The 26,384-nt window shown below is 63.2% G+C and carries 24 protein-coding genes, 1 tRNA gene and 2 pseudogenes; 15 read left to right on the forward strand and 12 right to left on the reverse strand.

What is annotated here, in order from left to right; genetic code table 11:
* Positions 1–3: 3 nt before the first annotated feature.
* Both BHD06_RS13495 and BHD06_RS13500 read right to left on the reverse strand, forming a co-directional pair.
* Positions 4–780 carry a transporter substrate-binding domain-containing protein gene (locus BHD06_RS13495; RefSeq protein ID WP_080457503.1) on the reverse strand — a complete coding sequence of 259 codons (777 nt, stop codon included), beginning with the start codon at positions 778–780 and terminating at the stop codon, positions 4–6.
* 30 nt (positions 781–810) lie between these two features.
* A complete protein-coding gene (locus BHD06_RS13500; RefSeq protein ID WP_303245687.1) occupies positions 811–1,590 on the reverse strand; it encodes an ABC transporter ATP-binding protein in 780 nt (259 codons plus the stop codon).
* Between the two features lie 104 nt (positions 1,591–1,694).
* Here BHD06_RS13500 and BHD06_RS13505 point away from each other — a divergent pair, with 104 nt between their 5' ends.
* The 4 genes from BHD06_RS13505 to BHD06_RS13520 are packed head-to-tail and all read left to right on the forward strand — an operon-like array spanning position 1,695 to position 5,924.
* Positions 1,695–2,333, forward strand: coding sequence for a TetR/AcrR family transcriptional regulator (locus BHD06_RS13505; RefSeq protein WP_080457560.1), 639 nt, complete (start codon positions 1,695–1,697; stop codon positions 2,331–2,333).
* 2 nt (positions 2,334–2,335) lie between these two features.
* On the forward strand, positions 2,336–3,523 hold the full coding sequence (locus BHD06_RS13510; RefSeq protein ID WP_080457505.1) for a pyridoxal phosphate-dependent aminotransferase: 1,188 nt from the start codon (positions 2,336–2,338) through the stop codon (positions 3,521–3,523).
* The gene (locus tag BHD06_RS13515; protein ID WP_080457506.1) at positions 3,520–5,136 is read left to right on the forward strand and encodes a 5-guanidino-2-oxopentanoate decarboxylase; all 1,617 of its coding nucleotides are present in this window, start codon (positions 3,520–3,522) and stop codon (positions 5,134–5,136) included. The genes BHD06_RS13510 and BHD06_RS13515 overlap by 4 nt, the downstream gene beginning before the upstream one ends.
* A complete protein-coding gene (locus BHD06_RS13520) occupies positions 5,133–5,924 on the forward strand; it encodes a dimethylarginine dimethylaminohydrolase family protein (RefSeq protein WP_080457507.1) in 792 nt (263 codons plus the stop codon). The genes BHD06_RS13515 and BHD06_RS13520 overlap by 4 nt, the downstream gene beginning before the upstream one ends.
* 468 nt (positions 5,925–6,392) lie before the next feature.
* Here BHD06_RS13520 and BHD06_RS13525 read toward each other — a convergent pair whose 3' ends face one another.
* From BHD06_RS13525 to gabT, 5 genes are all read right to left on the reverse strand, one after another.
* A complete protein-coding gene (locus BHD06_RS13525; RefSeq protein ID WP_080457508.1) occupies positions 6,393–7,364 on the reverse strand; it encodes a C45 family autoproteolytic acyltransferase/hydolase in 972 nt (323 codons plus the stop codon).
* Between the two features lie 9 nt (positions 7,365–7,373).
* Entirely contained in the window at positions 7,374–8,831 is a 1,458-nt protein-coding gene (locus tag BHD06_RS13530) for a biotin carboxylase (protein WP_080457509.1), read from the reverse strand.
* Between the two features lie 14 nt (positions 8,832–8,845).
* A complete protein-coding gene (locus tag BHD06_RS13535; RefSeq protein WP_080457510.1) occupies positions 8,846–11,587 on the reverse strand; it encodes an aminotransferase class I/II-fold pyridoxal phosphate-dependent enzyme in 2,742 nt (913 codons plus the stop codon).
* A gap of 75 nt (positions 11,588–11,662) precedes the next feature.
* Positions 11,663–12,637, reverse strand: a complete 975-nt coding sequence (locus BHD06_RS13540) for a carbon-nitrogen hydrolase family protein (RefSeq protein WP_080457511.1) — start codon at positions 12,635–12,637, stop codon at positions 11,663–11,665.
* A 985-nt stretch (positions 12,638–13,622) separates the two neighbouring features.
* Positions 13,623–15,014 (reverse strand): 4-aminobutyrate--2-oxoglutarate transaminase, encoded by a 1,392-nt coding sequence (gene gabT / locus BHD06_RS13545; protein ID WP_080457512.1) that lies wholly within the window; start codon positions 15,012–15,014, stop codon positions 13,623–13,625.
* Between the two features lie 228 nt (positions 15,015–15,242).
* Between gabT and BHD06_RS13550 the strand changes: the two genes are divergently transcribed.
* Positions 15,243–15,797 (forward strand): cupin domain-containing protein, encoded by a 555-nt coding sequence (locus tag BHD06_RS13550; RefSeq protein ID WP_080457513.1) that lies wholly within the window; start codon positions 15,243–15,245, stop codon positions 15,795–15,797.
* A gap of 98 nt (positions 15,798–15,895) precedes the next feature.
* Here the strand turns inward: BHD06_RS13550 and BHD06_RS24350 are convergent.
* Positions 15,896–16,178: pseudogene (locus tag BHD06_RS24350) on the reverse strand (enolase C-terminal domain-like protein); the annotation flags it as partial.
* A gap of 53 nt (positions 16,179–16,231) precedes the next feature.
* On the opposite strand from BHD06_RS24350, the gene BHD06_RS13560 reads away from it, so the two are divergent.
* Positions 16,232–16,450: a hypothetical protein gene (locus tag BHD06_RS13560; RefSeq protein WP_176214358.1), complete on the forward strand. Its 219-nt coding sequence runs from the start codon at positions 16,232–16,234 to the stop codon at positions 16,448–16,450.
* 94 nt (positions 16,451–16,544) lie between these two features.
* On the opposite strand, the gene BHD06_RS13565 is transcribed toward BHD06_RS13560, so the two are convergent.
* Positions 16,545–16,621: transfer RNA gene (locus BHD06_RS13565), tRNA-Ile, on the reverse strand.
* Positions 16,622–16,729: 108 nt separating this feature from the next.
* Between BHD06_RS13565 and purM the strand changes: the two genes are divergently transcribed.
* From purM to rnd, 3 genes are all read left to right on the forward strand, one after another.
* Positions 16,730–17,779 (forward strand): phosphoribosylformylglycinamidine cyclo-ligase, encoded by a 1,050-nt coding sequence (gene purM, locus BHD06_RS13570; protein ID WP_080457514.1) that lies wholly within the window; start codon positions 16,730–16,732, stop codon positions 17,777–17,779.
* A complete protein-coding gene (gene purN, locus BHD06_RS13575) occupies positions 17,776–18,369 on the forward strand; it encodes a phosphoribosylglycinamide formyltransferase (protein WP_080457515.1) in 594 nt (197 codons plus the stop codon). Before purM ends, purN begins: the two co-directional genes overlap by 4 nt.
* A gap of 107 nt (positions 18,370–18,476) precedes the next feature.
* A complete protein-coding gene (gene rnd / locus BHD06_RS13580; protein WP_080457516.1) occupies positions 18,477–19,637 on the forward strand; it encodes a ribonuclease D in 1,161 nt (386 codons plus the stop codon).
* A gap of 28 nt (positions 19,638–19,665) precedes the next feature.
* On the opposite strand, the gene BHD06_RS13585 is transcribed toward rnd, so the two are convergent.
* A complete protein-coding gene (locus tag BHD06_RS13585) occupies positions 19,666–20,184 on the reverse strand; it encodes a hypothetical protein (RefSeq protein WP_080457517.1) in 519 nt (172 codons plus the stop codon).
* 126 nt (positions 20,185–20,310) lie between these two features.
* On the opposite strand from BHD06_RS13585, the gene BHD06_RS13590 reads away from it, so the two are divergent.
* From BHD06_RS13590 to BHD06_RS13605, 4 genes are all read left to right on the forward strand, one after another.
* A complete protein-coding gene (locus BHD06_RS13590; RefSeq protein ID WP_080457518.1) occupies positions 20,311–20,721 on the forward strand; it encodes a SufE family protein in 411 nt (136 codons plus the stop codon).
* Between the two features lie 136 nt (positions 20,722–20,857).
* On the forward strand, positions 20,858–22,477 hold the full coding sequence (locus BHD06_RS13595; protein WP_080457519.1) for an FAD-dependent oxidoreductase: 1,620 nt from the start codon (positions 20,858–20,860) through the stop codon (positions 22,475–22,477).
* 205 nt (positions 22,478–22,682) lie between these two features.
* The gene (locus BHD06_RS13600; RefSeq protein ID WP_080457520.1) at positions 22,683–22,961 is read left to right on the forward strand and encodes an HlyU family transcriptional regulator; all 279 of its coding nucleotides are present in this window, start codon (positions 22,683–22,685) and stop codon (positions 22,959–22,961) included.
* Between the two features lie 38 nt (positions 22,962–22,999).
* Positions 23,000–23,470: an OsmC family protein gene (locus BHD06_RS13605; RefSeq protein ID WP_080457521.1), complete on the forward strand. Its 471-nt coding sequence runs from the start codon at positions 23,000–23,002 to the stop codon at positions 23,468–23,470.
* A 21-nt stretch (positions 23,471–23,491) separates the two neighbouring features.
* On the opposite strand, the gene BHD06_RS13610 is transcribed toward BHD06_RS13605, so the two are convergent.
* The gene (locus BHD06_RS13610) at positions 23,492–24,232 is read right to left on the reverse strand and encodes a YebC/PmpR family DNA-binding transcriptional regulator (protein ID WP_080457522.1); all 741 of its coding nucleotides are present in this window, start codon (positions 24,230–24,232) and stop codon (positions 23,492–23,494) included.
* Positions 24,233–24,476: 244 nt separating this feature from the next.
* Between BHD06_RS13610 and BHD06_RS24765 the strand changes: the two are divergent.
* Positions 24,477–24,644 (forward strand): annotated as a pseudogene (locus BHD06_RS24765) (magnesium-protoporphyrin IX monomethyl ester cyclase); the annotation flags it as partial.
* 78 nt (positions 24,645–24,722) lie between these two features.
* On the opposite strand, the gene BHD06_RS13620 reads toward BHD06_RS24765, so the two are convergent.
* Positions 24,723–25,538 (reverse strand): TIGR00282 family metallophosphoesterase, encoded by an 816-nt coding sequence (locus BHD06_RS13620; RefSeq protein WP_080457523.1) that lies wholly within the window; start codon positions 25,536–25,538, stop codon positions 24,723–24,725.
* Between the two features lie 206 nt (positions 25,539–25,744).
* Between BHD06_RS13620 and BHD06_RS13625 the strand changes: the two genes are divergently transcribed.
* Positions 25,745–26,338: a LysE/ArgO family amino acid transporter gene (locus BHD06_RS13625; RefSeq protein WP_080457524.1), complete on the forward strand. Its 594-nt coding sequence runs from the start codon at positions 25,745–25,747 to the stop codon at positions 26,336–26,338.
* Positions 26,339–26,384 lie beyond the last annotated feature (46 nt).

A 26,384-nucleotide genomic window follows, 5' to 3' on the forward strand; every position in this document is an offset into this window, starting at 1 on the left:
GCTCTACTCGGCCAGGATGCTCGTATCGAAATAGCGCGCGGTGATTTCGTCGTGCGTTCCATTTTCGATGATCTTCGCGATGCCGGCATTGATCTTTTCGCGCAGGTCGTCGTCGCCCTTGCGCAGGCCCGCACCGACCCCCTTGCCAAGAATGCTTTCGTCATTGGGCACCGCGCCCTTGATTTCGCAGCAGGCACCGGCGTCGGAATTGACGAATTCGCCCATCGCGATGCTGTCGGCCTGGATCGCGTCTATGCGGCCCGAGACCAGATCCTGGTTCGCCTCGTCCTGGGTCTGGTAGACGCGGATCTCGGCGGCGGCATCGGCAAAATGCGCGGTGGCATAGGCCTGGTGTGTGGTCGCGGCCTGAACCCCGAGGATCTTGCCGTCCAGCGAGGCGGCGCTTGGTGCGATATCCATCGACCTGTCGGCGACGATCACCGCTGGCGTGTTGTAGTAGGGATCGCTGAAATCAATGGTTTTCATGCGCTCGTCGGTGATCGACATCGAGGCCATGATGGCGTCGATCTGCTGTCCGGTCAGCGACGGAATGATGCCGTCCCACGCGACCGGGGTGATCACGCAGTCAAGCTCGGCAGCCTCGCAGACCGCGTTGATGATCTCGACTTCCCAACCGCCCCATTCGCCCGAGGCATCAAGCGAGGCGAAGGGCGGATAGGGCTCGGCGGCGATGCCGATCTTGACCTCTTCGGCCATGGCAGCGCCAGCGCCAAGCGCCCCGGCAAGGGTCGCAGCAGCGAGGGATTTCATGAATTTCATTTTTCTATCTCCTGTTGGTTTGGTTGGTTTTCAGTGAACTGTTTGCAGGAATTGCTGCAATCGCTCGGAGCGCGGGTTGGCAAACAGCTGCTCCGGCGGTCCCTGTTCCTCGATGCGGCCTTCGGACAGGTACAAGACATGGCTTGCGACTTCGCGCGCGAATTTCATTTCGTGGGTGACCAGCAACATGGTGCGGCCCTCCTGTGCCAGATCGCGGATCACGCGCAGCACGTCTCCCACCAGTTCAGGATCGAGTGCGCTGGTGGGTTCGTCAAAGAGCATCACCGTCGGATCGACCGCCAGCGCGCGGGCAATCGCGGCGCGCTGTTGCTGGCCGCCGGACAGGTAAGCGGGATAGGTGTCGGCCTTGTCGCGCAGCCCGACACGGTCGAGCAGATCGAAGGCGCGCGCCGTCGCCGCGTCGCGGTGCATCCCCAGCACGTGGACCGGCACCTCGATCACGTTTTCGAGCAATGTACGGTGGGTCCAGAGGTTGAAGCTCTGGAAAACCATGCCCAGCCGACTGCGGATGCGTTCGATCTGACGCCGGTTGGCGGGGCGTCCGTCCGCGCGCATGGCAACCTCCTCGCCATCGACGATGATCTTGCCCGAGGTCGGCGTTTCCAGAAAGTTGGTGCAACGCAAGAGGGTCGACTTGCCGGATCCGCTGCCCCCGATGATGGCGACGACATCCCCCTTTCGGGCGTCGAGAGACACCCCCTTCAAGACTTCGACAGAGCCGAAATTCTTGCACAGATCAATGACCTGTATTGCCGATGGTTCGCCGTCTGCGGTGCGATTTGCAGTCAAAGGAAGGGCCCCGATGTTGCATTTTCAGCTTGTAGTTAGGCAGAGAGCGAGTAATTATGCAAGTGTATAGTTTTGTCAACTTCCGTCACAAGGCCGTCGCCCGCATGAGTGCCGATCAGCGCAAGTTCACCCGCGAATTGCCCGCACAACGGCGCGAGCAGTTGATTCTTGCGGTGTTGTCGCTGATCGCGCGGAAGGGCGTGCGCGCGGCCACGGTGCGCGACATCGCGCAGGAGGCGGGGGTCACGCAGGGGCTGATCCGGCACTATTTCGGCTCCAAGGAGAGCTTGGTCGCGGCGGCCTATGATTATCACATGAGCCGGATGACCGATGCCGTCTGGCAGGCGAGCGACAAGCCCGAGCCCCGGGCGCGTCTGGCGGCGTTCGTGATCTCGTCGCTGTCACCGCCGGTGTTGAACCGCGACTGGGTTTCGCTCTGGGCGGCGCTGTTGGGCCGGGCGATGCAGGATCCGCAACTGCTGAAGACGCATGAGTGCACCTACTGCTATTTCCGCGACCGTCTCGAATCGCTCATCGCGGACGCGCTGCGGCATGTGGGCCGACCGCATACAAAAGCCGAGACGCGTCGACTGGCCATCGCCTGCAACGCCGTCATCGACGGGCTGTGGATCGAGGGCGGCGCGCTGCCGGACGCGTTCGCTCAAGGGGAATTGACGGCCATTGGGCTGCGCTCGGTCGGGGCGCTGGTCGGGCTGCCACTTGAAGATACAGAGGACTTGTAAAGATGAAATATGCAGGCATCGTCGACCGCCTCGCGGGGTTGGGGGGCGCCAAGTGGGATGTCCATTTCCGCGCCCGGGAACTGGCCGCCCATGGGCGTGACATTATTGAGCTGACAATCGGCGAACCCGATGTTGCGACGCCGCAGGCGCTGACTGACGTGGCCGTTGACGCGCTGCGGCGTGGGCGCACCGGCTATTCCGACGGTCGCGGCGAGGATAATCTGCGCGCCGCCCTTGCGCAAAGATACGCGCAAAGCACCGCAACCCGGATCGAACCCGACCGGGTCCTGTGCTTTCCCGGCACCCAGACGGCGCTTTTCGCGGTCCTGATGGGGGTGGCCGAAACCGGCGACGAAGTGTTGGTCGGCGACCCGATGTATGCCACCTACGAGGGCGTGATCCGCGCCACCGGGGCGACGATGGTGCCAGTGCCGCTGTTGCCTGCGCAGGGATTTCGCATCCGCGCCGAGGATATCGCGGCGCGGATCACGCCGCGCAGCCGCGTCCTCCTGCTGAACACGCCGCATAACCCGACCGGGGCGATCCTGTCGCGCGCGGATCTGCTGGCAATCGGCAAGCTGGCGCAGGAGCATGACCTGTGGATCATCGCGGACGAGGTCTATGAAGAGCTGGTCTTTGACGGCGAGACCTTTCATTCACCGCTGTCGATCCCCGAACTGGCCGACCGGGTGGTGGTCGTCTCCTCGATCTCGAAGTCGCATGCCGCGCCGGGCTTTCGCAGCGGTTGGGCGATCGGACCGCCCGAATTCACCGCGCGGTTGCTGTCCCTGTCGGAAACGATGCTGTTCGGCAACCAGCCATTCATCGCCGACATGACGGCGGCGGCGGTCAGCGCCCAGTCCGAGGTGGCGGCGGGCATGCGCGCCCGCTTTGCCGCGCGCGCCGCACGGCTGCACGCCCGGCTGAGCGCGGAGTGGACGCTTGAGGTGCACGCGCCCAAGGCGGGGATGTTCGCCATGGTCAATGTCGAGAAGACCGGAATGAACGGCCATGCCTATGCCCTCGATCTGCTGGAGAACGCAAGCGTGGCCGTGATGCCGGGCAGCGCCTTCGGCGCAAGGCTCAATCACTGGATCCGCGTCGCGTTGACGGTAGACGACGCCCGCTTCGAGGTGGCCTGCGACCGGATTGTCGCGCATGCTCGCCAGCACGCGAGGGCCACTACATGACACAGACAATCGGCGAGGCGCTGGTGAGGCGGCTCGAGGCGCAGGGCGTGGATACGGTCTTTGGAATCCCGGGCGTGCATACGGTCGAGCTCTACCGGGGGCTTGCCGCCTCACCCATCCGCCATGTCACGCCACGGCACGAACAGGGCGCGGGCTTTATGGCCGACGGGTATGCGCGCGCCTCTGGCAGGCCCGGCGTGGCGCTGGTGATCACCGGCCCCGGGCTGACCAATACGCTGACACCGATGGCGCAGGCGCGGGCCGACAGCGTGCCGATGCTTGTCATATCCGGGGTGAATGTCCTGTCCAGTCTCGGCCGCGGGCTTGGCCATCTGCATGAACTGCCCGACCAGTCGGCGCTCGCGGCCACGGTGGCGCTTGACAGCGCCCGGGTGACAACCGCCGATGGCCTTGCAGGTGCCGTGGATCGCGCCTTTGCCCGCATGGCCGAGGGGCGCCCTGGCCCGACCCATATCGAGGTGCCGCTGGATGTGGCCGGTCAGGCGCATGACGCCCCGATGCCGCCCCCCTCAGCCCCGCAACAGCCGACCGAGGCGACGGACCGGATAGCGGCGGCGGCGGATCGCCTGCGCCGCGCCGCACGGCCTGTCATTCTGGTCGGCGGAGGGGCTGCGGCTGCGACCGGTGATCTGCGCAGGCTGGCCGAACGGCTGGATGCGCCGGTGGTGCTGACCACCAACGCGCGAGGCCACTTGCACGGGCATTCGCTGGTCATTCCCGCCAGCCCCAGCCTGGCCCCGGTCCGGCACCTGATTGAAGCTGCGGATTGCGTGCTCGCCATCGGCACGGAGCTGGGGCAGACCGATTACGACATGGAGTTCACCGGCTGCTTGCCCCGGTTTCCGGGCCTTGTCCGCATGGATATCTGCCGCGAGCAACTTGCCCGCCACCCTGCTGATCTGACCTTGCACAGCGCCGCCGCACCGGGCGTTGCGGCCCTGCTGGCAGAACTTGAGAACCACGAGGCACGAGGGCAGAGCGGTGCCGAACGCGCGCGGGACATCCGCGAGCGGGCCTTTGCCAGCCTAACCGCCGAACAGCAGGCTCAGTTGGCGCTTCTGAACGCAGCCCGCGACGCGCTGCCGAACGCCCTGATGGTCGGGGATTCCACGCAGTTGATCTATGCGGGCAACCTCTATTACGACCATGACCGGCCCGGCGGCTGGTTCAACGCTGCCACCGGCTATGGCGCCCTCGGCTACGGTATTCCTGCCGCGATCGGAGCGGCGCTGGCCTGTCCGGATGCGCCGGTGCTGTGCATCACCGGCGACGGCGGGGCGCAGTTCGTCCTGCCCGAGCTGATGACCGCCGCCGATGAAAATTTGCCCGTGATCTTTCTGATCTGGAACAATCACGGCTATGGCGAGATCGCGGTTTCGATGGAGGGTGCCGGGATCGAGGTTGTCGGCTGCGATCCGACACCGCCGGATTTCGCGCTGGTGGCGGCCTCCTGCGGCATGCCTTACGCCCTCTGCGCCGAGACACCCGATGCACTGGCCGAGGCCCTGCGCCGCGCCGCTGACACTCGGGGGCCGTCGATGATCGAGATCCGCACCGCCAAGATGACCCGCAAGACGGAGCCCAGCCCATGACCGACCCCACCTGTCACTTCAGCCATGCGATCACGCGGCAACCCGCCGCAAGCGCCGTGAACGGATTGCGCGCCCATGATATCGGAGCGCCCGACATGGCCCGGTTGCAGGCCGACCATGACGCCTATGTCGTGGCGCTGCGGGCCACCGGCGCCCAGGTCACGGTGCTGCCGCCGCTGAGCGGCTATCCCGATGCGATGTTCGTCGAGGATACCGCGCTCTGCCTGCCGCAAGGGGCGGTGATCCTGCGCCCCGGGGCCCCGTCCCGTCTGGGCGAGGCCGCCGAGATGGCGCCGACCCTGGCCACGCATTTCACCGACCTGCGGCGCATCGACGGGCCGGGATATGTCGAGGGCGGCGACATTCTGGTGACCGGGCGCGAAATTCTCGTGGGCCGGTCGGCTCGCACCGACGCGGCGGGCGTGGCCGAACTCGCGCGCATCGTCGCAGACTGGGGCCACAGGTTGCGCGAGGTCGAGACGCCCGCCGATATCCTGCATTTCAAGACCGACTGTTCGCTTCTCGATGCAGAGACCATCCTGACCACCGAGCGCCTCGCCGCTGCGGGCTGCTTCGAGGGCTATCGCCTGATCCACACCGCCGAGGGCGAAGAGGCCGCGGCCAACACTATCAGGTTCAACGACGTGGTTCTGATGCCGGGCGGCTTTCCCCGCACCGCCGAGCGGCTTGATCGCGCCGGGTATACGCTGGTCGAGATCAACAACAGTGAATGCGCAAAACTCGACGGCGGCATGTCCTGCCTGTCGCTGCGGTTCAATTCGGCATGACGAACCCGGCGACGGGGACAATCGCCCGGCGTGGCGCTGTGTCTGGCCGGGGTGCGCCCGATCACGGGCAATCCGCCATGACACATGACCGCGAGTAACGGCATATCTACAGCCCAGTCTTCCAGGACCACATGAACCACGGTTGCCTTTTCGTTCTGAAGGAAAAACGTTTCGCCCTGCGCAAAATCGCGCGTTGACGCATCGGACAACAATGCCTCCTCGACCGTGCTGGGCAAGGGCCTCATCAACAACGACCGTCTCGCTATATCAAGGCCTTCGGATTCTTTCATGAGGAGCGAGCCACCGATGTGAATGAACGCGGCCGATCAAGTATTTACGCGTCGAGCGCTGGCGGTCCATTGTCGGAAAATGGTCAAGAGGGAATGCGGTGCCCTGACACGTCCGTCTGATACCGGGTTTGCAGAAAGTGCAGGGCCGTGTCTCACCACGGGTGGCGATGCATTTGTGCTATGCCGCACCCGGTATCTGCACATCACGACCGCCTTCGTGAAAGTGATCCATCGTTTGCGGCCAGACGGTGCCCGGCCAGCGAACCTCCATCTGTTGCAGTCTTGGGCGGTAAACGGCGGTGTAAAGCGTGCCGAACCCGGCGGAAAACGCGGTAGAATAGAGCGGCGGGCGCAGGAAAGCGTTGATGAATTTATCCTCGGGGTCGCGATGCAGGGTCAGGCGGTGCAGCAGATAGCGCTCGCGCTCGACCGTGGCGGTAAAGCGCGCGTGGCTGACCCATTCGACGTTTTCCTGATGGTTGGTGGCAACGGCGGCATGGGTGATCAGGGTCGGGCGGTCGGGTGCCATCATCGCGGTCAGATATTGCCGCTTGGCGTCCAGAACGGTGACGTTATAACTCATATGTGTCGGCACGCGCGCCAGAACCGCACCTGCTTCTTTGGCGGTCTCGCAGGTCTGGAGCACGTAGCGCAGGATCAGCGGCACGCCGAAGCCCTCACCGACCACGCGCCTGCCGCCAAAGGTAAGCGAGATCGCAAGCCCGGCATCGTTCATCCCGTCAACCAGCCCCCAGAGTCCATCCGAGGTGCCGATGACGCGCCGCCCTTGCCAGCCGGTTTTCAGGATCAGGCTGTCAAAGGCGTTGGGATTATAGTCGTAATTGCGCACAAGCACCGGCTCCTCGCCGGTCCAGATCGCTTGGCTACAGCCCGACAGATAGGGCGGCGGGCAATGGAAACTGAGGAAACGTGCCGCCTGATCGCCACCGCCTGCAAGATCGCACAAGCTATCGTATAGCGGCACGATCTCGGGCATGTGCTGCGCGATGGCGCGGCGGCTCTCGAGGTATTTCGGGCGCGCGCCGTCGCCCTCCTTGAGCCACCAGCGCCGGTAGTGCGGCCAGTATTCGGCGAAAAGCCCGGCCCATTTCGGGCCGGGCAAATCTTCACTCACTGCGCGCCAAAGCATAGACAGCCCTTACATGATCTTGAAGGCCGGGTCCGCAAGCGCAGGCCCAGCATTGGCAACCGGCAGGGGTTTTCCCGCGACGGATTGCTTGATCCCGTGAATCCATTTCTTGGCGCGTTCATTCAACTGAAACCCCTTGGTCATGGAGCGGCCGCGGGTCACCAGAATGCCGATATCGGCACCCTCATAACGGTAATCGCCGGGTTGAAGGATGCGTAGGAAAAACGCCTCGTTTTCCGATTCAACCGCGCGGCGGTGATAATCGAACCGGTCAAACACGACGCGGCCATCTTCCAACATCTTGTAGATGCCGGTTTCGGGCGCGTCGGTGCAGATATCAACGCTATCCTCGGTATGTTTTATCACCATCTGTGACCAACTGTCGATCATGTCCGGGTCGGCCCAACGTGCGTTCAACTCGTCGACATCAAGGTCGAACTTCTTTCTCGAAAATTCCAGCAGGTGGAACAGAAACAACGGCGCATCGGCATGGGCAAAGGCGGCGTGGTTGGTCATCGACGACGCTCCGGTGATGCGCGGGTTCAACTCGCCCAGCCACAGGTCGCCGGTTTTCTTGTCGATCAGGAAATCAAGCTCAAAGTAGCCGCGATAGCCCTCTTTGCGTAACTGTTCGCCGAACTTGAAGGTCAGTTCGCGCGCTTTCTGGCGCACCTTTGGCGGAAAGGCGGTGGACAGGATTTCATTGCCACACCAGCCGCCGCGATAGGGGGTGAGATCCTTGAAACCGACAAGCTCTGTCATCAGCGGGCCGACGATGGTGCCCTCCTTGGTGGCGCAGGCCTCGATCGCGGAACCCCGGCAATCAATCCGCTTCATGATCTTGATTTCGCCCTCGCCGATGATCTCGTGCTCGTGGCGGCGGAAATCGGCCTCGGATTTGATGAAAAACGTGGTGTGGCCACTATCGCCAAAGGCTGATTGCAGCACCAGATCATGACCGATCCCGGCCTTTTCACAGGTCTTTTGCAGATCCTCGTAGGATTTTACCTCGGCCAGAACGTTGGGCACCGAGGGCACGCCGGCCTTGTTGCCGATACGGACGGTTTCGATCTTGTTGTCCATCTTGGTGCGCAGCTTGGCCTTGGGAAACCAGACATCGGCACCGAGTTCTTTCGACAGACGCTCGGTTTCCTCGTCGAACATCAGGAAGACGAATTTCGGCTTGCCACCGCGCCGCTTGATGAAATCAATCACCTCCTTGTGCTGCAACAGGTAGTTGTTGATGTCCTCGATTGACTGAAACTCTGCATGGGGCTGTTCCGAGGGGCAGAACACGTTGGGATGCTTGCCGCCGTAACAGTCGATATAGCAGATATACTTGAAGTTCTTCACCCACTCATCAAGCCCGAGGAGGTTAAAGTTGGTGGCCGAAATAAAGTAGATCGGGTCGTCATTGCGGTGAAAAAACCGGCGGATCTCCGAGATATTCTTAAGCGCAGTTGCCATATTGTTTTCCTTCCCTATTCGGCTGCAGTCTTGATGGGTTTGGTCTTGGGCAAGGCGGCCAGGGCCTCTGGTGTGAAGACGCGCAACCCCAGGTCGGCGCGGTAGCCGTGGATTTCATTGACGTCGAGCGCGCGCATGAAGGCAAGGATTTCCTTGCTGATCACCTGGCCCGGCACAAGGATCGGAAAGCCTGGCGGATAGGGGATGATAAAGCTGGCTGAAACCACCTCTTGCCCCGCCTCAAGCGCGTCTTTCAGCGATCCATCGAGTTCGAGGTAATCGCAGTTCTTCAGATCATAACTTAGGTAATAGGCAGTCCTGATATCGCCCTCGGGCGTCAGGTCGCCCGGCCGGAACGCATCGTGAAAGCGGCTGAAATCCGGCAGGGGCGGGTAATTCTCGGTCAGATTCCTGACCCGCCGGTCAAACGCGAGCCGCTCCATGTTCGAGGCATCGTCCAGCAGATCGTCAAGGTCTTTGGCGATCTCGACCAACACTTCGATCAGATAGGCCACAGATGACCGCGTGGTGCCGATATTGGTCATGAAAAGCACGGTATTGCGCGAGGTCTTGTTGATCTGGATGCCGTATTTGTCCATCAGGATATCGGTCTTGAAGGTATCGCCATCCCAGCCCGTTCCGCCGACAGCAAGGGTGACGCGGGTGGCATCGAGCACGAAGTCGTCCTGCTCCCAGCAATCCCACATATCGGTCCAGCCCTGCTCGGTGTCGAAATAGCTGGTGACACCGCTCTGTCGGTAATGCTCGGGGATCATGTCGCCCGCGGTCAGTACCTTGAAATACTTTTGCAACAGAGGATGGCTGCTGATCGCCTTGCGCATGGACATCGCCGCCTCGATCTGGCGCTGGACAAATTCAAAGCCCTCAAGTTCCACCTGACGGCGGCCGACATCAAGCGAGGCGATGATTTGATAGTTGGGCGAGGTTGACGTGTGGGTCATATAGGCTTCGTGAAAGCTCTGCTCGACCTCGCCTTTGAAATCCTGATCGTTGACGTGGATCATCGAGCCCTGTCGCAGCGACGTCAGGGTCTTGTGCGTCGATTGTGTGGCATAGACCCTGATCCGCGCGTTATGTGGCGCGATAAGTCGGGTATCGAGCCATGTTTCGTCCGGCGCTTCGGCCAGCTCTTCCTGCTGTGCCTCATAGGTGCGACGATGCGCATCTGTGCGCAGGCGGCGGCGCAGGTTGTTGGCGGTGCGCATGGCGGTGCGCTGACGGTAGGTCGGGCTGAACCGGGCAAAGGCGAACCATGCCTCGTCCCAAAGGAACACGAGATCAGGCTTGATCGCCAGACATTCCTCCATCACGCGCTCGACGTTATAGACCAGCCCGTCAAAAGTGCAGTTGGTGAGCAACAGCATGCGGACCCGGTCAAGCTTGCCCGCGGCCTTGAGCGCCAGCAGCTGATGCTTGATCTCGCGCAGCGGCACCGCGCCATACATCGAGTATTCATTCAGCGGGTAGCTGTCGAGATAGACAACCTCGGCGCCGGCCAGAACCATGCCGTAGTGGTGCGATTTGTGGCAATCGCGATCCACAAGCACGATGTCACCGGGACGCACAAGCGCCTGCACCACGATCTTGTTGCAGGTCGAGGTGCCATTGGTGGCAAAGAAAGTCTGTTTTGACCCAAACGCCCGGCTGGCCAGTTCCTGCGCCTCTTTGATGGGGCCATGCGGTTCCAGAAGGCTATCAAGCCCGCCCGAGGTGGCCGAGGTTTCGGCAAGAAAAATGTTGGGGCCGTAAAACGCGCCCATATCCTGAATCCAGTGGCTGCGGCTGATGGATTTTCCACGGCTGATCGGCATCGCGTGAAACACACCGGTGGGCTGTTTGGAATAGTCTACGAGAGCGGTAAAGAACGGCGTTTTGTTGCGGGCCTCGACCCCGCGCAGGATGTTGAGGTGCAACTCCATGAAGTCTTCCTGATTGTAGAAGACCCGTCGGCAAATACCGAGATCGAGGCCCGCGATGTCCTCGACCGAGCGTTCGGTGACAAGATATGCGTCAAGCTCGGGGCGGACCCGGTCGATCAGACGGCAAAGCTCGGGGCCGTAATTCTCGGGCAGGAGCGCCTCGAGCTCGTCGGTACCGCTGGCATTGCTCAGGTACTTGCCGAGAATCTCATTTTCGTTCTTCGACTTCAGGATTAAACCGGGGCGCACCACGATCGCCTGAATGTTGTGATTGAACAGCGCCGCAATCAGCGCGTCCTCGAGGCTTGGAACGACGACAGCCTCGTAATGGAACGGGTCTTCGGCGCGACGCATCCGGGTGACGTTGGACCGGAGCCAGCGTTCCTGTTGCTCGCTGACATTGTCGACGATCAGAACCTCGAAATAAGGGCGCGCCATGGCGCGGGCCTCTGGCGACAGCATCGCCTCGTCGTTGTGTTCCTCGTCGTCATGGCTGTCACGATCAAGAGGGATCGTGCGGCGCCGGTAGGCCCCGGTGGTCAGAGCCCGCGTGGTCCGGTGCACGCCGAACGACAGATCATCCAGATTGTCATGCTCGAAGTGGCGGCGCATGTGATCGAACGCGGCCATGCCGGGAAAGGCCCAATAGGGCTCGATCACCGCGAGCGCTTCGAAAAGCTCATTTATCCGGGATCTCAGGGCGGCGATCTTCTTGGCGTCGCGCTCACGGCATATCGAGGTTGTCGCCTCGCGCAACGCGCTCCACCGGTCCGAGCGAAGCTGCGTCGCAGAATAATAGTCGCTTACTGAATCCATCAATCGTCCTCCCGCCTGTCAGGCAAGAGTGCGATCAGCGGATCAGGGACGCAAGGCCCCCCGCGGTCCTGCGCCCTAGCCGACTGTTGTTCTGCCCTCGAAAGGCGTCGTTCCATAGCCGAGGTTGCGCGTGTGATTGCGCTCTTCGGCCTCTGCATCGGCGGGCACGTCCACGTGCAATCCTGCACGCGATCCCTGTTGCGGGATCTCAAGCGGCCCGAGTGTCCTGAGATAATCGTTGGTCGTGCTGGCGCGGTCATAGACCGAGAAGTCAACGGCGCGGTCGCGGAAGCTCTTGAGCACCTGACCCAGGCCCTTCATCCCGGTTTCACGCTGACGGCGCACCATCGAAAGATCGACCTCGATCGGGAACATGTCCTCTTGTCCCGCCGACTGGTGCAGCACCAGCGATGTCGGATCGACGACCAGAGATTTGCCGACGCCGCCTGCACCAAGGCCATTCACGTCAAACACGTAGCACTGAAACTGTGCCGCCGTGGCGCGCGCGATGGCAAGTTCCGCGTCGCGATCGGTGGTGCCGGTCAGAACCGGGTGAAGCAGCACTTCGACCCCCTGACTGGTCAGTTCGCGCGTGGTTTCCGGGAACCACATGTCATAACAGATCGACAGGCCAAAGCGGCCCACCTCGGGTACATCGAAAACACAGAATTCGGTGCCTGCTGCAATCCCCGCCTCGTAGGGCAGGAAGGGAAACATCTTGGCGTAGCGCCGGATGACGTCGCCGTCGGGGTTGATGACAAGGGACGTGTTGTAGATACGCCCGTCCACCGACGAGGTCAGGAACATCGACCCGGGGATGAGCCAGATCTTGTAGCGACGCGCCGCCTCGCAGAACCTGTCGATCACGTCGTTCTCGTGCGGCAGGGCGTATTTGTCGAGCGGGCCAAAGGGCGAAAGCTCGCTGAACATCACCATTTGCGTCCAGGGAAACCGCGCCATCAGAATCTCAAGGCGGTGAAGCATGCCGTCGACATTGGGTTGCAGGGCGTTGACGTACATCTGGACGCCGGCGATTGCGAATGGGGTCATGGTGTCAGCTCTCCGTGCTGGCAGAGCGGCCCGGATCGGGCACAAGGATTCTCTGCATCGGCCACCTATTACGCCCTCATCAGCAAGACGGAAACAGGTGATCTGAGCAACACGCTATTAACACGGGAGCCGCCAGGAAACGCTCGCACAGGCTCGGCTTTGGGTGAGGTCATGCCCCGCCGATCAAAGCGAGCAGCCGCGAAACTGCGCGCAGACAGAGTGTTCATACATTCAACCCTCCAACGGCTGATCGTTGTCCGATCCAATCAGTCTGCACTGTTTTCGCATCTTATCAAGAGGGTCGGTTGTTTAATATTTTCTACATTGGCGCTTTCGAACTTTGATCGAGCCGCGTCGGAGCTGCATTGTGCCCGCTCTCTGAAATAATTCTAGACTGCCGAGCGCTGCGTGCGACGCCAATCAATGACGGCCCTGTATGATTGACAACGGTCGAGGGCGGCGGCGCCCACCGATATGTCCCGGCACTGCGAATGCCCGCAATGTCGAACCAGAGGGTTTCTTCAAATATCTTTTTATTATAGACGGTTAGACGCATTCATGCGGACCGAGGTCGCAAACGCCGTTGCGCGTCTCGATCGTTGGTTACTTTGCAAAACCCGGCACGGATGGCTTGCATGCCTGTCCTGGAGAAGCAGCGTCTGGGGTGGGGTGCTGCCGTCAAAAACAGCGTGCCGCCGGATTGATCAGGCGCTTCCGGAGCTGCTTGCGAACCAATGGACCACCCTGAATCGCTCAATCCGGTTGAAATTTTCGACGCGTTTGATCGTCCTGTCGATGCCCACTGTAGCGGCAAAGTCGGTCGCGAAGGCGCCGGTGTGATTCTCGCGTTGACCTGTCCCGTTCGCCCGCCTCGATCTCTTGGCGCGGGCCATTCCCGAGAGACCGATGCGCGCCCGTGGTCGAAACGGGCGCGCAGCCACGCGCAAGGGGCAGGCACGATGCCCGCCCCTTTTCGTCGTCTCGATCAGGCGTGACCGTGCAGGTCCGCGATGGCATCGACAAGGGCGGCCTCGAAGATCGCGAGGCCCTCGTCGATGATCGCATCCGACGCGGTCAGCGGCACCATGATCCGAAGCGCGTTGCCATGCATCCCGCAGGACAGCAGGATCAGACCGCGCTTGAGCGCATGTGCGACAACCGCCCTGGTCAGCGCGGCATCGGGTGTGGCACTGTCAAAGTCGGTGACGAATTCGACCGCGAGCATGGCCCCAAGGCCGCGAATGTCCCACATGCGGAACGGTGCCACGCGCGCGCCGATCTCGGCAAGGCGGGTGCGGAAATGCTCGCCAAGCGCCGTGGAGCGGGCAAGCAGACCTTCTTCCTCGATTGCCTCGATTGCGGCGAGCGCTGCGGCACAGGCCACCGGGTTGCCGCCATACGTGCCCCCCAGACCACCGGGGATGACCGCATCCATCACCTCGGCGCGACCGATCACACCGGCGAGCGGATAGCCGCCCGCCATCGACTTGGCGACGGTGATCAGATCCGGCACAACGCCCGAATGTTCAACCGCGAACCATGTGCCGGTGCGTCCGAAACCGGCCTGAATCTCGTCTGCGATCAGCAGGATGCCGTGGGTGTCGCAAATATCGCGCAGGGCCTGCATCATCTCGAAGGGCACCGGGGTATACCCGCCCTCGCCAAGCACCGGTTCGATGATGATCGCGGCAATCCGCTCGGGCTGGGCATCGGTCAGCAAAAGGTTCTGCAAGCCGGTCAGCGCGTCCTGCACGGTGATGCCGTCACGCACGCTCGGGAACGGTGCGCGGAAGATATCCGACGGGAATGGTCCGAAATCCTTTTTGTAAGGAGAGATTTTGCCGGTCATGCCAAGCGTCAGCAATGTGCGGCCATGATAACTGCCGGTAAAGGCGATAACGCCCGGGCGCCCGGTGGCCGCGCGGGCAATCTTGACCGCGTTTTCAACCGCTTCGGCGCCGGTGGTGACCAAAAGCGACTTCTTGGCGTGATCGCCGGGGGCCAGATCGTTCAGTTTCTCGGCCAGGGCGACATAGGGTTCGTAGGGCACAACCTGAAAGCTGGTATGGGTATAGTGATCTTCCTGCGCCTTGGCGGCGGCGATCACCTTGGGGTGGCGGTGGCCGGTGTTGAGCACGGCAATACCGCCGACGAAATCAATGTAACGGTTGCCTTCGACATCCCAAAGCTCTGCGTTCTCGGCATGACTTGCAAAGACCGGTGCCGCAGAGGCCACACCGCGCGCCACCGATGCCTCACGCCGCGCGAGGAGCGCGGCATTGCTTTGCGCCTCACGTGCGGCATCCGGCACGACCGAGATCTTCGGTTTCGACGCGGCGGCGGCCTTGCGGGGCTTTTTCTTTACGGTGTTGGACATGATGATGTCTCCTGGTTCATATGAACACTGGCCCCTTGTGGGATGTGTTTAAAATTCTCATAATCCGTTTAATTTACCTGTCAATCCTGTTTCTGCCACCGCGATGTCAGACTGCGACAGATGCGAGCAAGGCAGACGATTTAATAGCCGCGCCGGTTACAGCATGGGGTTGCGTGTACGACCCTGATCTTGCAAAAGATTATCGCAAAGCCGCAAAGGAAGCGAGACGTGGACATCGGCAACAGGCTTCAGGAAATACGCAAGGCGCATGGCTTGTCTCAGCGGGAACTTGCCGCGCGGGCAGGGTTGACGAACGGAACGATCTCGCTGATCGAGCAGAACAAGACCAGCCCCTCGGTGGCTTCGCTCAAAAGTCTGCTGGATGCGATTCCCATGAGCATTGCGGAATTCTTTGCTACGATCGAAGACGCCCCGAACAGCAAATATTTCTTCGGCCCGGACGAGTTCACCGAGATTGCGCCCCAATCGGGCCAGACAGCGGTCTCATTGCGGCAGCTTGGCAATGCCAGCCATCATGCCCTGCAAATTCTGGACGAGACCTATCCGCCGAATGCCGATACCGGGCCGGAACGTCTCAGCCATGTGGGTGAAGAGGCGGGCATCGTGATCGAGGGGCAGATCGAAATCACCGTCGACGATCAGGTCAGAGTTCTGAAACCCGGCGACGGATATCTATTCGACAGCCGTCTGCCCCACCGGTTTCGCAATACCGGGACAGAGGTCTGCAAGATCGTGAGCGCCTGCACGCCGCCGTCCTTCTGAGCGACGCATCGGAGGGCTGGCCCGTCTGCCTGTTGAACCGTCGAGGCGCGGCCATCCGATAGCGCTGCGGCGTCGGGCCTTTCCCTTGTACAGGGCGATCAGCCTGACCTTGTCACCCGGTAATCCGCCCGCGCGAGCCATTCGGGGTTGATCTCGGCCCCCCAGCCGGGGGCGCCGGTCACCGCAGCGTTGCCGTCTTCGATCCGGTAGGGGGGAGGTGAAGAGACCCCGTTACCAAGGATAGTAATCCGGCCTCTCGATAGAGAACTCCAGGTATTTCCCGACGTTCGGTATCGCGCGTAGAATGTGCATGGTGAAGAGCGTCACCAGCGACAGGCTGACGCAATGCGGCGTCACCGGCAGCCCTACGGCCTCTCCGATGGCCCGTTGGGCGCGGCTGTCGGCGCGGCATTTGCGGGGAGGGCAGCGATGTGATGGGCTTTGGTCTGCCCAAGGGGCTCGACGTGCTGCGCCGGGCCATCGCCGCGCATCTCAGTGCGCTCAAGGGGATCAAATGTCACCCGCAGCAGGTCTTCATCACCTCCGGCGCGCAACACGCCTTTTCGCGGGTCGGCGGCTGTTGCTCAATCCGGGCGGGCAGCGCCAGCGTGTCGCGGTGGCCCGTGCCATTGTGTTTGGGGCGCTACCACTGACGGGGCATGGGAACAGACGCACCGCAAGCCTTTGAAATCCAATAACATGGCATTTGCCCCAACGTATGCGCAAGTTATTGTTTTTACAGAATTTTGGTAGGCCCGGAGGGACTCGAACCCCCAACCAAAGCGTTATGAGCGCTCTGCTCTAACCAATTGAGCTACAGGCCCGACCTGATGTTCGTCGTAAGTGTAGCCCGGGGGGAGGTCAAGGCTTTGACGTTGCGTGGCGGGTGCTGATGGGCTAACGGGTGGCGCATTCATCCGACGGGGACAGCCATGACCGATACGCGAAACGGGATCACCTATGCAGAGGCCGGCGTCGATATCGACGCGGGAAATGCACTGGTCGAACGGATCAAGCCTGCCGCCAAGCGCACAGTACGCCCCGGTGTGATGGCGGGACTTGGCGGGTTCGGCGGGCTCTTTGATCTCAAGGCGGCGGGCTATTGTGATCCGGTTCTGGTCGCGGCCACCGATGGCGTGGGCACCAAGCTGCGGATTGCCATCGACACCGGCCATGTCGGGGGTGTGGGCGTCGATCTGGTGGCGATGTGCGTCAACGACCTGATCTGCCAGGGTGCGGAGCCGCTGTTCTTTCTGGATTATTTCGCGACCGGAAAGCTCGCGCTTGATCAGGCGACGCAGGTGATCGAAGGGATCGCGCGGGGCTGTGAGGGTTCTGGTTGCGCGCTGATCGGCGGCGAGACGGCGGAGATGCCGGGCATGTACCCGGCGGGGGATTTCGATCTGGCGGGCTTTGCCGTGGGCGCGATGGAGCGTGGCCACGAGCTGCCTGCGGGCGTGGCCGAGGGCGACATCCTGTTGGGGCTCGCGTCGGACGGGGTGCATTCCAATGGCTACAGTCTGGTGCGGCGGATCGTCGAGATGTCAGGGTTGGGATGGGAGAATGCCTGCCCCTGGGGTGAGGGCAGTCTGGGGGCGGCGCTACTGACGCCGACGCGGCTCTATGTGCGGCCGGTGCTGGAGGCGATCTCGGAGGGCGGCGTGCATGCGCTGGCCCATATCACCGGCGGCGGTTTGACCGAGAACCTGCCGCGCGTGCTGCCCGAGGGCACGGGGGCCGAGATCGACCTTGGGGCATGGGAGCTGCCGGGCGTGTTCCGCTGGCTGGCCGAGACCGGGGGGATGGCAGAGGGCGAATTGCTCAAGACCTTCAATGCCGGGATCGGCATGGTCGTGGCGGTGGACCCGGCGCAGGCCGACGCGGTCGAGGCGGTGCTGCAAGGCGCGGGTGAGACCGTATACCGGATCGGGCAGGTCACGGCGGGCGAGGGGGCGGTGTGCTACACGGGCCATCTCCTTTGACCAGGCGGGTCGCGATCTTTCTGTCCGGGGGCGGCTCGAACATGCGGGCGCTGGTCGAGGACATGGCGGACGATCATCCCGCGCGGCCCGCGCTCGTGCTGTCGAACAATGCCGATGCGGGCGGGATCGCCTGGGCGCGCGCGCGCGGGATTGCGACCGAGGTGGTGGATCACCGGCCGCATGGGGCCGACCGGGCAGGCTTTGAAGCCGAGATTGCGGCGCGGATCGCGACCTATGGGATCGACATCATCTGCCTTGCGGGTTTCATGCGGGTTCTCACGGCGGGCTTCGTGACGCCTTGGCAAGGGCGGATGATCAATATTCATCCGTCGCTCTTGCCGAAATATCGCGGTCTCAACACCCATGCGCGCGCCATTGCGGCGGGTGAGCGCGAGGCGGGCTGCACTGTCCACGAGGTCACGCCTGCACTGGACGATGGCCCGATCCTCGGGCAGGCGCGCGTCGTGGTTCGGCCCGACGACACGCCCGAGCGCCTGGCCGCGCGGGTGCTGGAGCAGGAGCATATCCTTTATCCGATGGCGCTGCGCCGATTTGCGGCGGGTGAGACTGCCCCGCTTTATCTGCCCTGACTGTGCGGGCGGGTGGCGTTTGCATTCCGCGCGTTCTCGTCTATAGCTGGGGCATGGGGGGCGGTGCAGGGCGGACAAGACAAGAACGAAAGTAGACAGCGGACCCCATGAAGACCATCACCACAACAGACGATCTCGCGGCGTTCTGCGCCAAGGCACAGCAGCATGATTACGTGACCGTGGATACCGAATTCCTGCGCGAACGCACCTATTATTCCAAGCTCTGCCTGGTGCAGCTGGCCGTACCCGGCAAGGAGGATGACAGCGCCGTCCTGGTCGATCCGCTAGCCGGTGAGGGCCTCTCGCTGGAGCCGCTTTACGAGCTGTTCCGCGATCCGTCGGTGGTCAAGGTGTTTCATGCCGCGCGGCAGGACCTGGAGATTTTCCAGGTCGAGGCGGGAGTGATCCCCGCGCCGCTATTTGACACGCAGGTGGCGGCGATGGTCTGCGGCTTCGGCGAACAGGCGGGCTATGAGACGCTGGTCAAGAAGATAGCCAAGCAGTCGCTCGACAAAAGCTCGCGGTTCACCGACTGGTCGCGCCGCCCTTTGACCGATGCGCAAAAGACATACGCCCTGGCGGACGTGACACATCTGCGCGGGATCTATGAATTTCTCGCCCGGAAACTGGCCAGCAGCGGGCGTGACAAATGGGTCGAGGAAGAGCTGCGCGTGCTGACCGATCCCGAAACCTATCGCACCGAACCGAGTGAGGCCTGGCAGCGTATCAAGACGCGCAATACGTCGCCGCGCTTTCTAGCGCTCTTGCGTGAACTGGCACGGTTTCGCGAAGACTATGCGCAGAGCCGTAACGTCCCGCGTAGCCGGGTCTACAAGGATGATGCGCTTGTCGAACTGGCCGCGACCAAACCGCAGAGCGTGCAGGATCTGGGCCGCTCTCGGCTGCTGCTGCGAGAGGCGCGAAAGGGTGAGATCGCCGAGGGTATATTGGCGGCGGTCCGGGCGGGATTGGAGTGTCCACAGGAGAACCTGCCCGTGCCCGACAAGAGCGCGGATCGCCAGCAGGTCAATCCCGCGCTCGCCGATCTGCTGCGCGTGCTGCTGAAGGCCAAGAGCGAGACCTATGGGGTCGCGGCCAAGCTGATCGCCAGCGCTGCCGATCTCGACGCCATGGCGGGCGGCACCCGCGACGTGGCGGCTTTGCGCGGCTGGCGGCGCGATGTGTTCGGTCACGATGCGTTACGGCTCTGCGAAGGTGAGATCGCGCTGGCGGTCAAAGGCAGCGCGGTCGAGCCGGTGGAGATCTGAGCGCAGGCAAGGGCCGAAACAGAAATGGTCAGCGATGGCTGATCTGCTCGTTTCGTGCGCCTAGGACGCGGATTTCCGAGGTGCGCTCGACGGTCTGTTTCGATATCGCGACCGCAGCCATGACGCGCCGCGACCGCTCGGAACCCTGTGGTGTATTGTCTGGCTGTATCGCGCGCAATTCGAAGACGAGCACCCCGTCCACCGGCTCCGCCTCAGGCGTGCCCGGCACGAGACGCACATCGAAGACCCCCTGACGCAGCGGCAGGCCTTCAACCCGGACGATGGCACCGTCGGTGGTGGGTTTCACCTCCAGAACCGTGACCTGATCCACGAGTGTGCCCTCGTAGGTCTCGGGTTCCCGCCGACGGCTGAAGATTGTATTTTCGCGCTCGGGAATCAGCGGATTGGTCGGTTCGGCCGGGGCCTCGGCCTTTGCACGGCGCCGTTCGCTGCTGCGCCCGAACCAGTTGCGCGGGTTCAATCGCGACCCGCCGCAGCCCGCCAGCACAAATGCCCCGGCCATGGAAAGAAAAACCCGCCTCTGCATGTCATCCGCCTCTGATATCCTTGGCTCGGGTTATCGCATCCGGATCCGTTTGAAAAGGTGCAAGCCGAGACTGGACCTTCGGGGGCAGCCTGCCTAGGTGTTGCTCAGGAACACAAGGAGCACCCCATGACGAGCGCGGCATTTGAAGAGATTGTCGATGATTTCGATTTCCTCGAGGATTGGGAGGATCGCTATCGTTATGTGATCGAGCGCGGCAAGGCGATGGCTCCGCTTGACGATGCACTCAGGGTGCCGGCCACCAAGGTCGAGGGCTGTGCCAGCCAGGTCTGGCTGCATGCCCGGATTGAGCAGGGCAGGTTCAGCTTTGACGGCGACAGCGATGCGATGATCGTGCGCGGGCTGATCGCAGTGCTGCGTGCGCTCTATAACGACAGGCCGGTCGCGGAGGTGCCAAAGGTGGACGCGACGGCGGAGCTTGCACGCCTGGGACTCAACGATCACCTTTCGGCGCAGCGCTCCAATGGGTTGCGTGCGATGATCGAGCGAATCCAGATGGTCGCCGCCGAGGCGGCGTGACGGTCGCGCCCGGCTATGGGCGGGCCGGGTCACACAGTGCGCGATTTCGGTCACGTTTCGGTATGTGGCGCGCAAGGCGGGGTGACAGCGTGTATCGTTGCTGGCAAGAGCAGTCGCATCGGACGTGGGGGATAACATGCTGAACCGGTTAACGGAGCACGCGCCGGATGCGCGGATTCATGCGGATGTCGCCATCGTCGGCGCGGGGGCTGCGGGCATTACCCTGGCGCGCGCCCTGCTGGGGCGTGGCTTGTCCGTCTGTCTCGTCGAATCGGGGGATGCGGATTATCAGCCCGAGGTGCAGGATCTTTCGATCGGAGAGACCCGCGGCCAGCCCTATTACGATCTGCGCGATGCGCGGTTGCGCTTTTTCGGCGGCACCACGGCGATATGGGGCGGGCGCTGCATGCCGCTCGATCCGATAGATTATCGCGCCCGACCCTGGGTGCCGCAAAGCGGATGGCCGATCGATGAGGCCGCGCTTGCGCCGTGGCTGCGCAAGGCGGGTGCCGGGCTTGACCTGCGGTTCGAGCACTTCGACGCACGCCTGCGCAAGGTGCTCGACCTGCCGGATTTTCCGCTGGAACGCGCGGGGCTCGATACCGCGTTCTGGCAATTCGACCACGCGTTCTGGCGCTTTGGTCTACCCAACTGCCAGGATCTGGTGCAGGCCGACGATATGCGCATCCTGCTCGGGGCGACGCTGGTGGATATCGTGACCGACCCGCAGGCGCGCCATGTGCAGGATCTGCAATTGGCCGGGCGCGACGGTCAACGGCGCTGGCTGCGGGCGGGGCAGGTGGTGCTGGCGGCGGGCGGAATCGAGAATCCGCGCCTTTTGCTCAATGCGCGGGGCACCATGCCGATGGGGCTGGGCAACGCGCAGGATCAGGTGGGCCGCTATTTCATGGAGCATCCCCGCGCCCTGATCGGTTGTGTGCACGGGCAGGACGGTTTGCGGCTGTGGCAGGCCTACCGCGCCTTTCACAAGGCCGGTGCCAAGCTTACCCCGGCCCTGCGTCTGCCCGATGCCGAGCAGGAGGCGCGTGGTGTGCTCAACGCAGCGGTGACGCTGAAATACCGTCCGAACGGTGGCCGGTCCGTGTTTGCGCGCCTCTACGAGGAGGTGCGCCATCGGGGCTCGCCCAACCGACTCGTGCGGCGCATCTGGAGCATGAAATCGCTGGTTGACCGGGCCGTCGTTCAGCGCGCCGAGATGGCCCTGCGCCGGGCGCAGATCGCGGCGGGGGCGGGCAGCTTTCAGGTCATGGTGCGCGCTGAACAGGCCCCCGATCCCGAAAGCCGGATCACGCTGAGCGCGCAGCGCGATGCGCTTGGTCAGCCGATGGCGCGGCTCGACTGGCGCATCGGCGCGCAGGAGGTGGCCACAGCCCGCGCGATGGGTGAGGTCTTTGGTGCCACGCTCGACCGGGAGGGCATCGGCGGCTTCGCCCGTGCCGACTGGCTCGATGACGCGACGGCGGGCTGGCCCGCGGATCCGACGATCAGTGGCCATGCGCTCGGCGGCTATCATCACATGGGCACCACGCGCATGGGCACCGATCCAGCAAGCAGCGTGGTCGATCCCGAGTGCCGCTTGCACGGCGTGGACAATCTCTGGATTGCGGGCAGTTCGGTCTTTCCGACGGGCGGTTGGTCGAACCCGACATTAACGATCATCGCGCTCTCGTTGCGTCTGGCCGAGCGCGTCGCCGCCGAGGCCGGACGGACGCAGGAGACGGCACGTTCGGCCTGAACTGTCCGATTTACAGAGCAACCCTGTCAACGGCACACCCGCGCGCGTGGCGCAGCGGGATCCCTTGGCGAGGTTCCGAGCGCGGCGCATGGACCGCGCGCCTCGTCTGGTTTATCCTGTGATCCGGGCGGCAATGGACATCCGGTGCCGCTGCCATGACCATTGCCGCGCCTGGCTTGCGCGGTCACGCCAAATAGGAGGTCGCATGTCGATCCTGTCACGCTTGTTCGGAGGGGGTACCAAGCCCGAGACGCGGGTGGAACCCTCGGAGACCTACAAGGAGTTCCGCATCATCGCCGCCCCGCAATCGGATGCCGACGGCTATCGCGTCGGCGCCCGGATTGAGAAGGATGTGGACGGCGAGGTCAGGGTGCATCACCTCCTGCGCGCCGATACATTGCGCAGTCTTGAGAACGCCGAGGCGTTCTCGATCCGCAAGGCGAAACAGGTGATCGACGAGCAGGGCGAGCGGATTTTCGGCTGACCTGAGGTCTGTGCCGTCAACGGTTGGAGGGCAGGGCAATGGCCGAACATGAGTATAGCGCGCGTGTGGTCTGGACCGGCAATCGCGGCACTGGCACCCGCGATTACAAGGGGTATGCCCGAACCTGGAACGTGGAGACGCCGGGCAAGCCGGTCATTCCCTGTTCCAACGATCCACTTCTTGGCGGTGACCCGGCGCTGCACAATCCCGAGGACATGCTGATCGCCGCGCTCTCGGCCTGTCACATGCTGTGGTTCCTGCATCTGGCGAGCGATGCCGGTGTGATCGTGACCGGATACGAGGACGATCCCCTGGCCACAGGCGAGACCGATGCCACCGGCGCGAGCCGGTTTCTGCACGCCACGCTGCGCCCCCGGATCAGCGTGGCGCAGGGGACCGACCTGAAAGCGGCGGACGCGCTTCATGCCCGGGTGCATGACTATTGCTTCATCGCGCGCTCGGTGAATTTTCCGGTCGAGTACAAGGCGCGTTACCGCATCAGCACCTAGTCGGCATGGCAACGCTGGCCGTCAAAGCTGCTCCATCACCTCGTCGGAAGCCTCGAAATTGGTGGTGACGCGCTGTACGTCGTCGTCGTCCTCCAACGCCTCGATCAGATTCATCAGCTTTTGCATGTTTTCGAGATCCATCTCGGTGGTGGTGGTGGGCTTCCACACCAGCTTGGTCGATTCGCTTTCGCCCAGATCCGCCTCGAGCGCGGTCGCCACGTCATTGAGATCGGTATCCCCGCACCAGATCACGTGGCCGTCTTCGGCGCTCTCGACATCCTCGGCGCCCGCCTCGATGGCTGCCATCATTACCGTGTCGGCGTCTCCTACCTCGGCCGGATAGGTGATCTCGCCCTTGCGCTCGAACATGAAGCCGACGCTGCCGGTCTCGCCCAAGTTCCCGCCGTTCTTGGAAAAAGTCGACCGCACGGTCGATGCGGTGCGGTTGCGGTTGTCGGTCATCGCCTCGACGATCACCGCGACGCCGTTCGGTCCGTACCCTTCGTAGCGGATTTCTTCATAATCCTCGGCATCGCCGCCCGAGGCCTTCTTGATGGCGCGTTCGATATTGTCCTTGGGCATGGACTGCGCCTTGGCTTCCTTGATCGCGAGGCGCAGGCGGGGGTTCTTGTCGGGATCCGGGTCACCCATCTTGGCGGCGACGGTGATCTCCTTGGAGAACTTGGAGAATAGTTTTGCCCGCACGGCATCCTGCCGCCCCTTGCGGTGTTGAATATTCGCCCATTTGGAATGGCCGGCCATGGTGCCTTCTCCTGCATTTTCGCAAATCTGCCGCCTTTTATCCGGTGATGCGCGGCAGGGCAACGCCCCTCTCACACGGCCCGGCGGGGGCGGTATTGCATCGGTATCATGTCGGTATCGCGTGGGTTCGATATATCTCACCTAATCTGGACACATCCTCTGATAGCCTGATCTGACAGGACAGGAAGATATCACCATGCGCATCGTGCCTGTCCACCCCGATTACCAGCCCGGCGGCGCCTAGATCGCGGGCAGTTGGCCACCCGCCCGGGTCGCCTATCTGGCGGGCCATATGCGCGAGTTGCAGCCCGATGTGATCGGCGTCACCGCCATCACCCCGTCGATCCATGTCATGGAATGCACTCGCAAGCTAGCGCAGGAGGACGTGCCGGGCGCGCGCTGCGTGCCGGGGGCTGGCTTGTCTGGAGGAGACCGCGATCAAGGCCACGCCTGCGGCTGCCACGGCCTGCCGGTTCGAGATCAGCTGGCGTTAATCCGGCCCCGCCTGCGTGAGCCGCCCGCCCTGCCGCACCATCTCGACCCGCGTGGCGCGGCCGGTGGTGTCGTCGGTCTCGAGGTAGACGCCCGAGAGTGTGACCGCCCCCATGGCGGGGGTAAAGCGTTCGCGGCCCATGCCGGTCACGAAACGGCGCATCGGCTCGGTCTTGTCCATGCCGATGACCGAATAGTAATCGCCGCACATGCCCGCATCGCCCTGAAACCCGGTGCCGCCGGGCAGGATCTGGGTGTCGGCGGTGGGAATATGCGTATGGGTGCCCACCACGAGGCTTGCGCGGCCATCGCAGAAATGGCCCATCGCCATCTTCTCGGAGGTCGCCTCGCAATGCACATCAACGAGCGCCGCCTGCACCGCGCCGCCAAGGGGGTGGGTGCGCAGCGTGGCGTCGATGGCCGAGAACGGATCATCGAACGCGCGGCGCATGAACACGTTACCCAGCACCTGCGCCACGAGGATCTTGCGTCCGCGCCCGTCGGTGAAGACCCGCGCGCCCCGGCCCGGCGCCACCTTGGAATAGTTGAGCGGGCGGATTATGCGGCTGTCGCGCTCAATGGCCTGCAACATGTCTTTTTGGTCAAAAGCATGATCGCCCAGTGTCACGCAATCGGCCCCGGCCTCGAAGAGACCCTTGGCATGCGCGCTTGTGAGCCCCATCCCGCCCGAGGCGTTCTCGCCATTGACCACCACGAAATCGAGCTTCCACGCCGCGCGCAGGCCGGGCAGTTTGTCCGCCACCGCCGCGCGCCCCGCGCGCCCCATCACATCACCGAGAAAGAGTATTTTCATGGATCTCGTGTTAGGACGCGCCGTGGCAAAGGGCAAGCCCGGTCTCGGCCGGGTGGGAGATGCGCGCCCCGGCGCGAGAGCCGTGACGGGCGCATCATGCAGGACCAGCGATTGAGTTTGAATAATCCCGTGCCCGGCGATAGGCAGGGCCTTTGGTGGCTGCGGTCGGATTTTGAGTATTTCTACCAAGAAGAAAGGGCAGGGGCATGCAGGCAGGGCTGGCGGGGTTCGCGTTGGGATTTTCGTTGATCCTGGCGATCGGGGCGCAGAATGCATTTGTCTTGCGGCAGGGGCTGCGGCGAGAGCATGTGCTGGCGGTGGTGCTGGTCTGCGCGATCTCGGATGCGATGCTGGTGGCGGCGGGGGTCAGCGGATTCGGCGCGCTGGCCGAGGCGGTGCCGGGGCTGGAGCGGGTGATGCGCTATGGCGGCGCGGCGTTCCTGCTGGTTTACGGCGCGCGCAGTTTCCGGGCCGCCTGGCGCGGGGGCGCGGCGCTGGAGGCAGGGACGGGCGCGGGCAGCCTGCGGCGTGCGGTGCTGACCTGTCTGGCGCTGACCTGGCTCAATCCGCATGTCTATCTCGATACGGTGGTACTCCTGGGTTCGGTCTCGGCGCAGTACGAGAATCGGCTGGGGTTCGGCATCGGCGCGGTCTGCGCGAGTTTCGTGTTCTTCTTCGCACTGGGCTATGGCGCGCGGTTGCTTGCCCCGGTCTTTCGCCGTCCGGTCAGCTGGCGGGTGCTGGATGTGGGCGTGGGGGCGGTGATGTGGGCAATCGCCGCGAGCCTGCTGAAGGGATGAACCTGCACAGGGCTGTGCGGGGCTTGGGGCTGAGCGGCGGGCGTGA

The organism is Roseovarius sp. A-2 (assembly GCF_002072155.1).
Classification (GTDB): domain Bacteria; phylum Pseudomonadota; class Alphaproteobacteria; order Rhodobacterales; family Rhodobacteraceae; genus Roseovarius.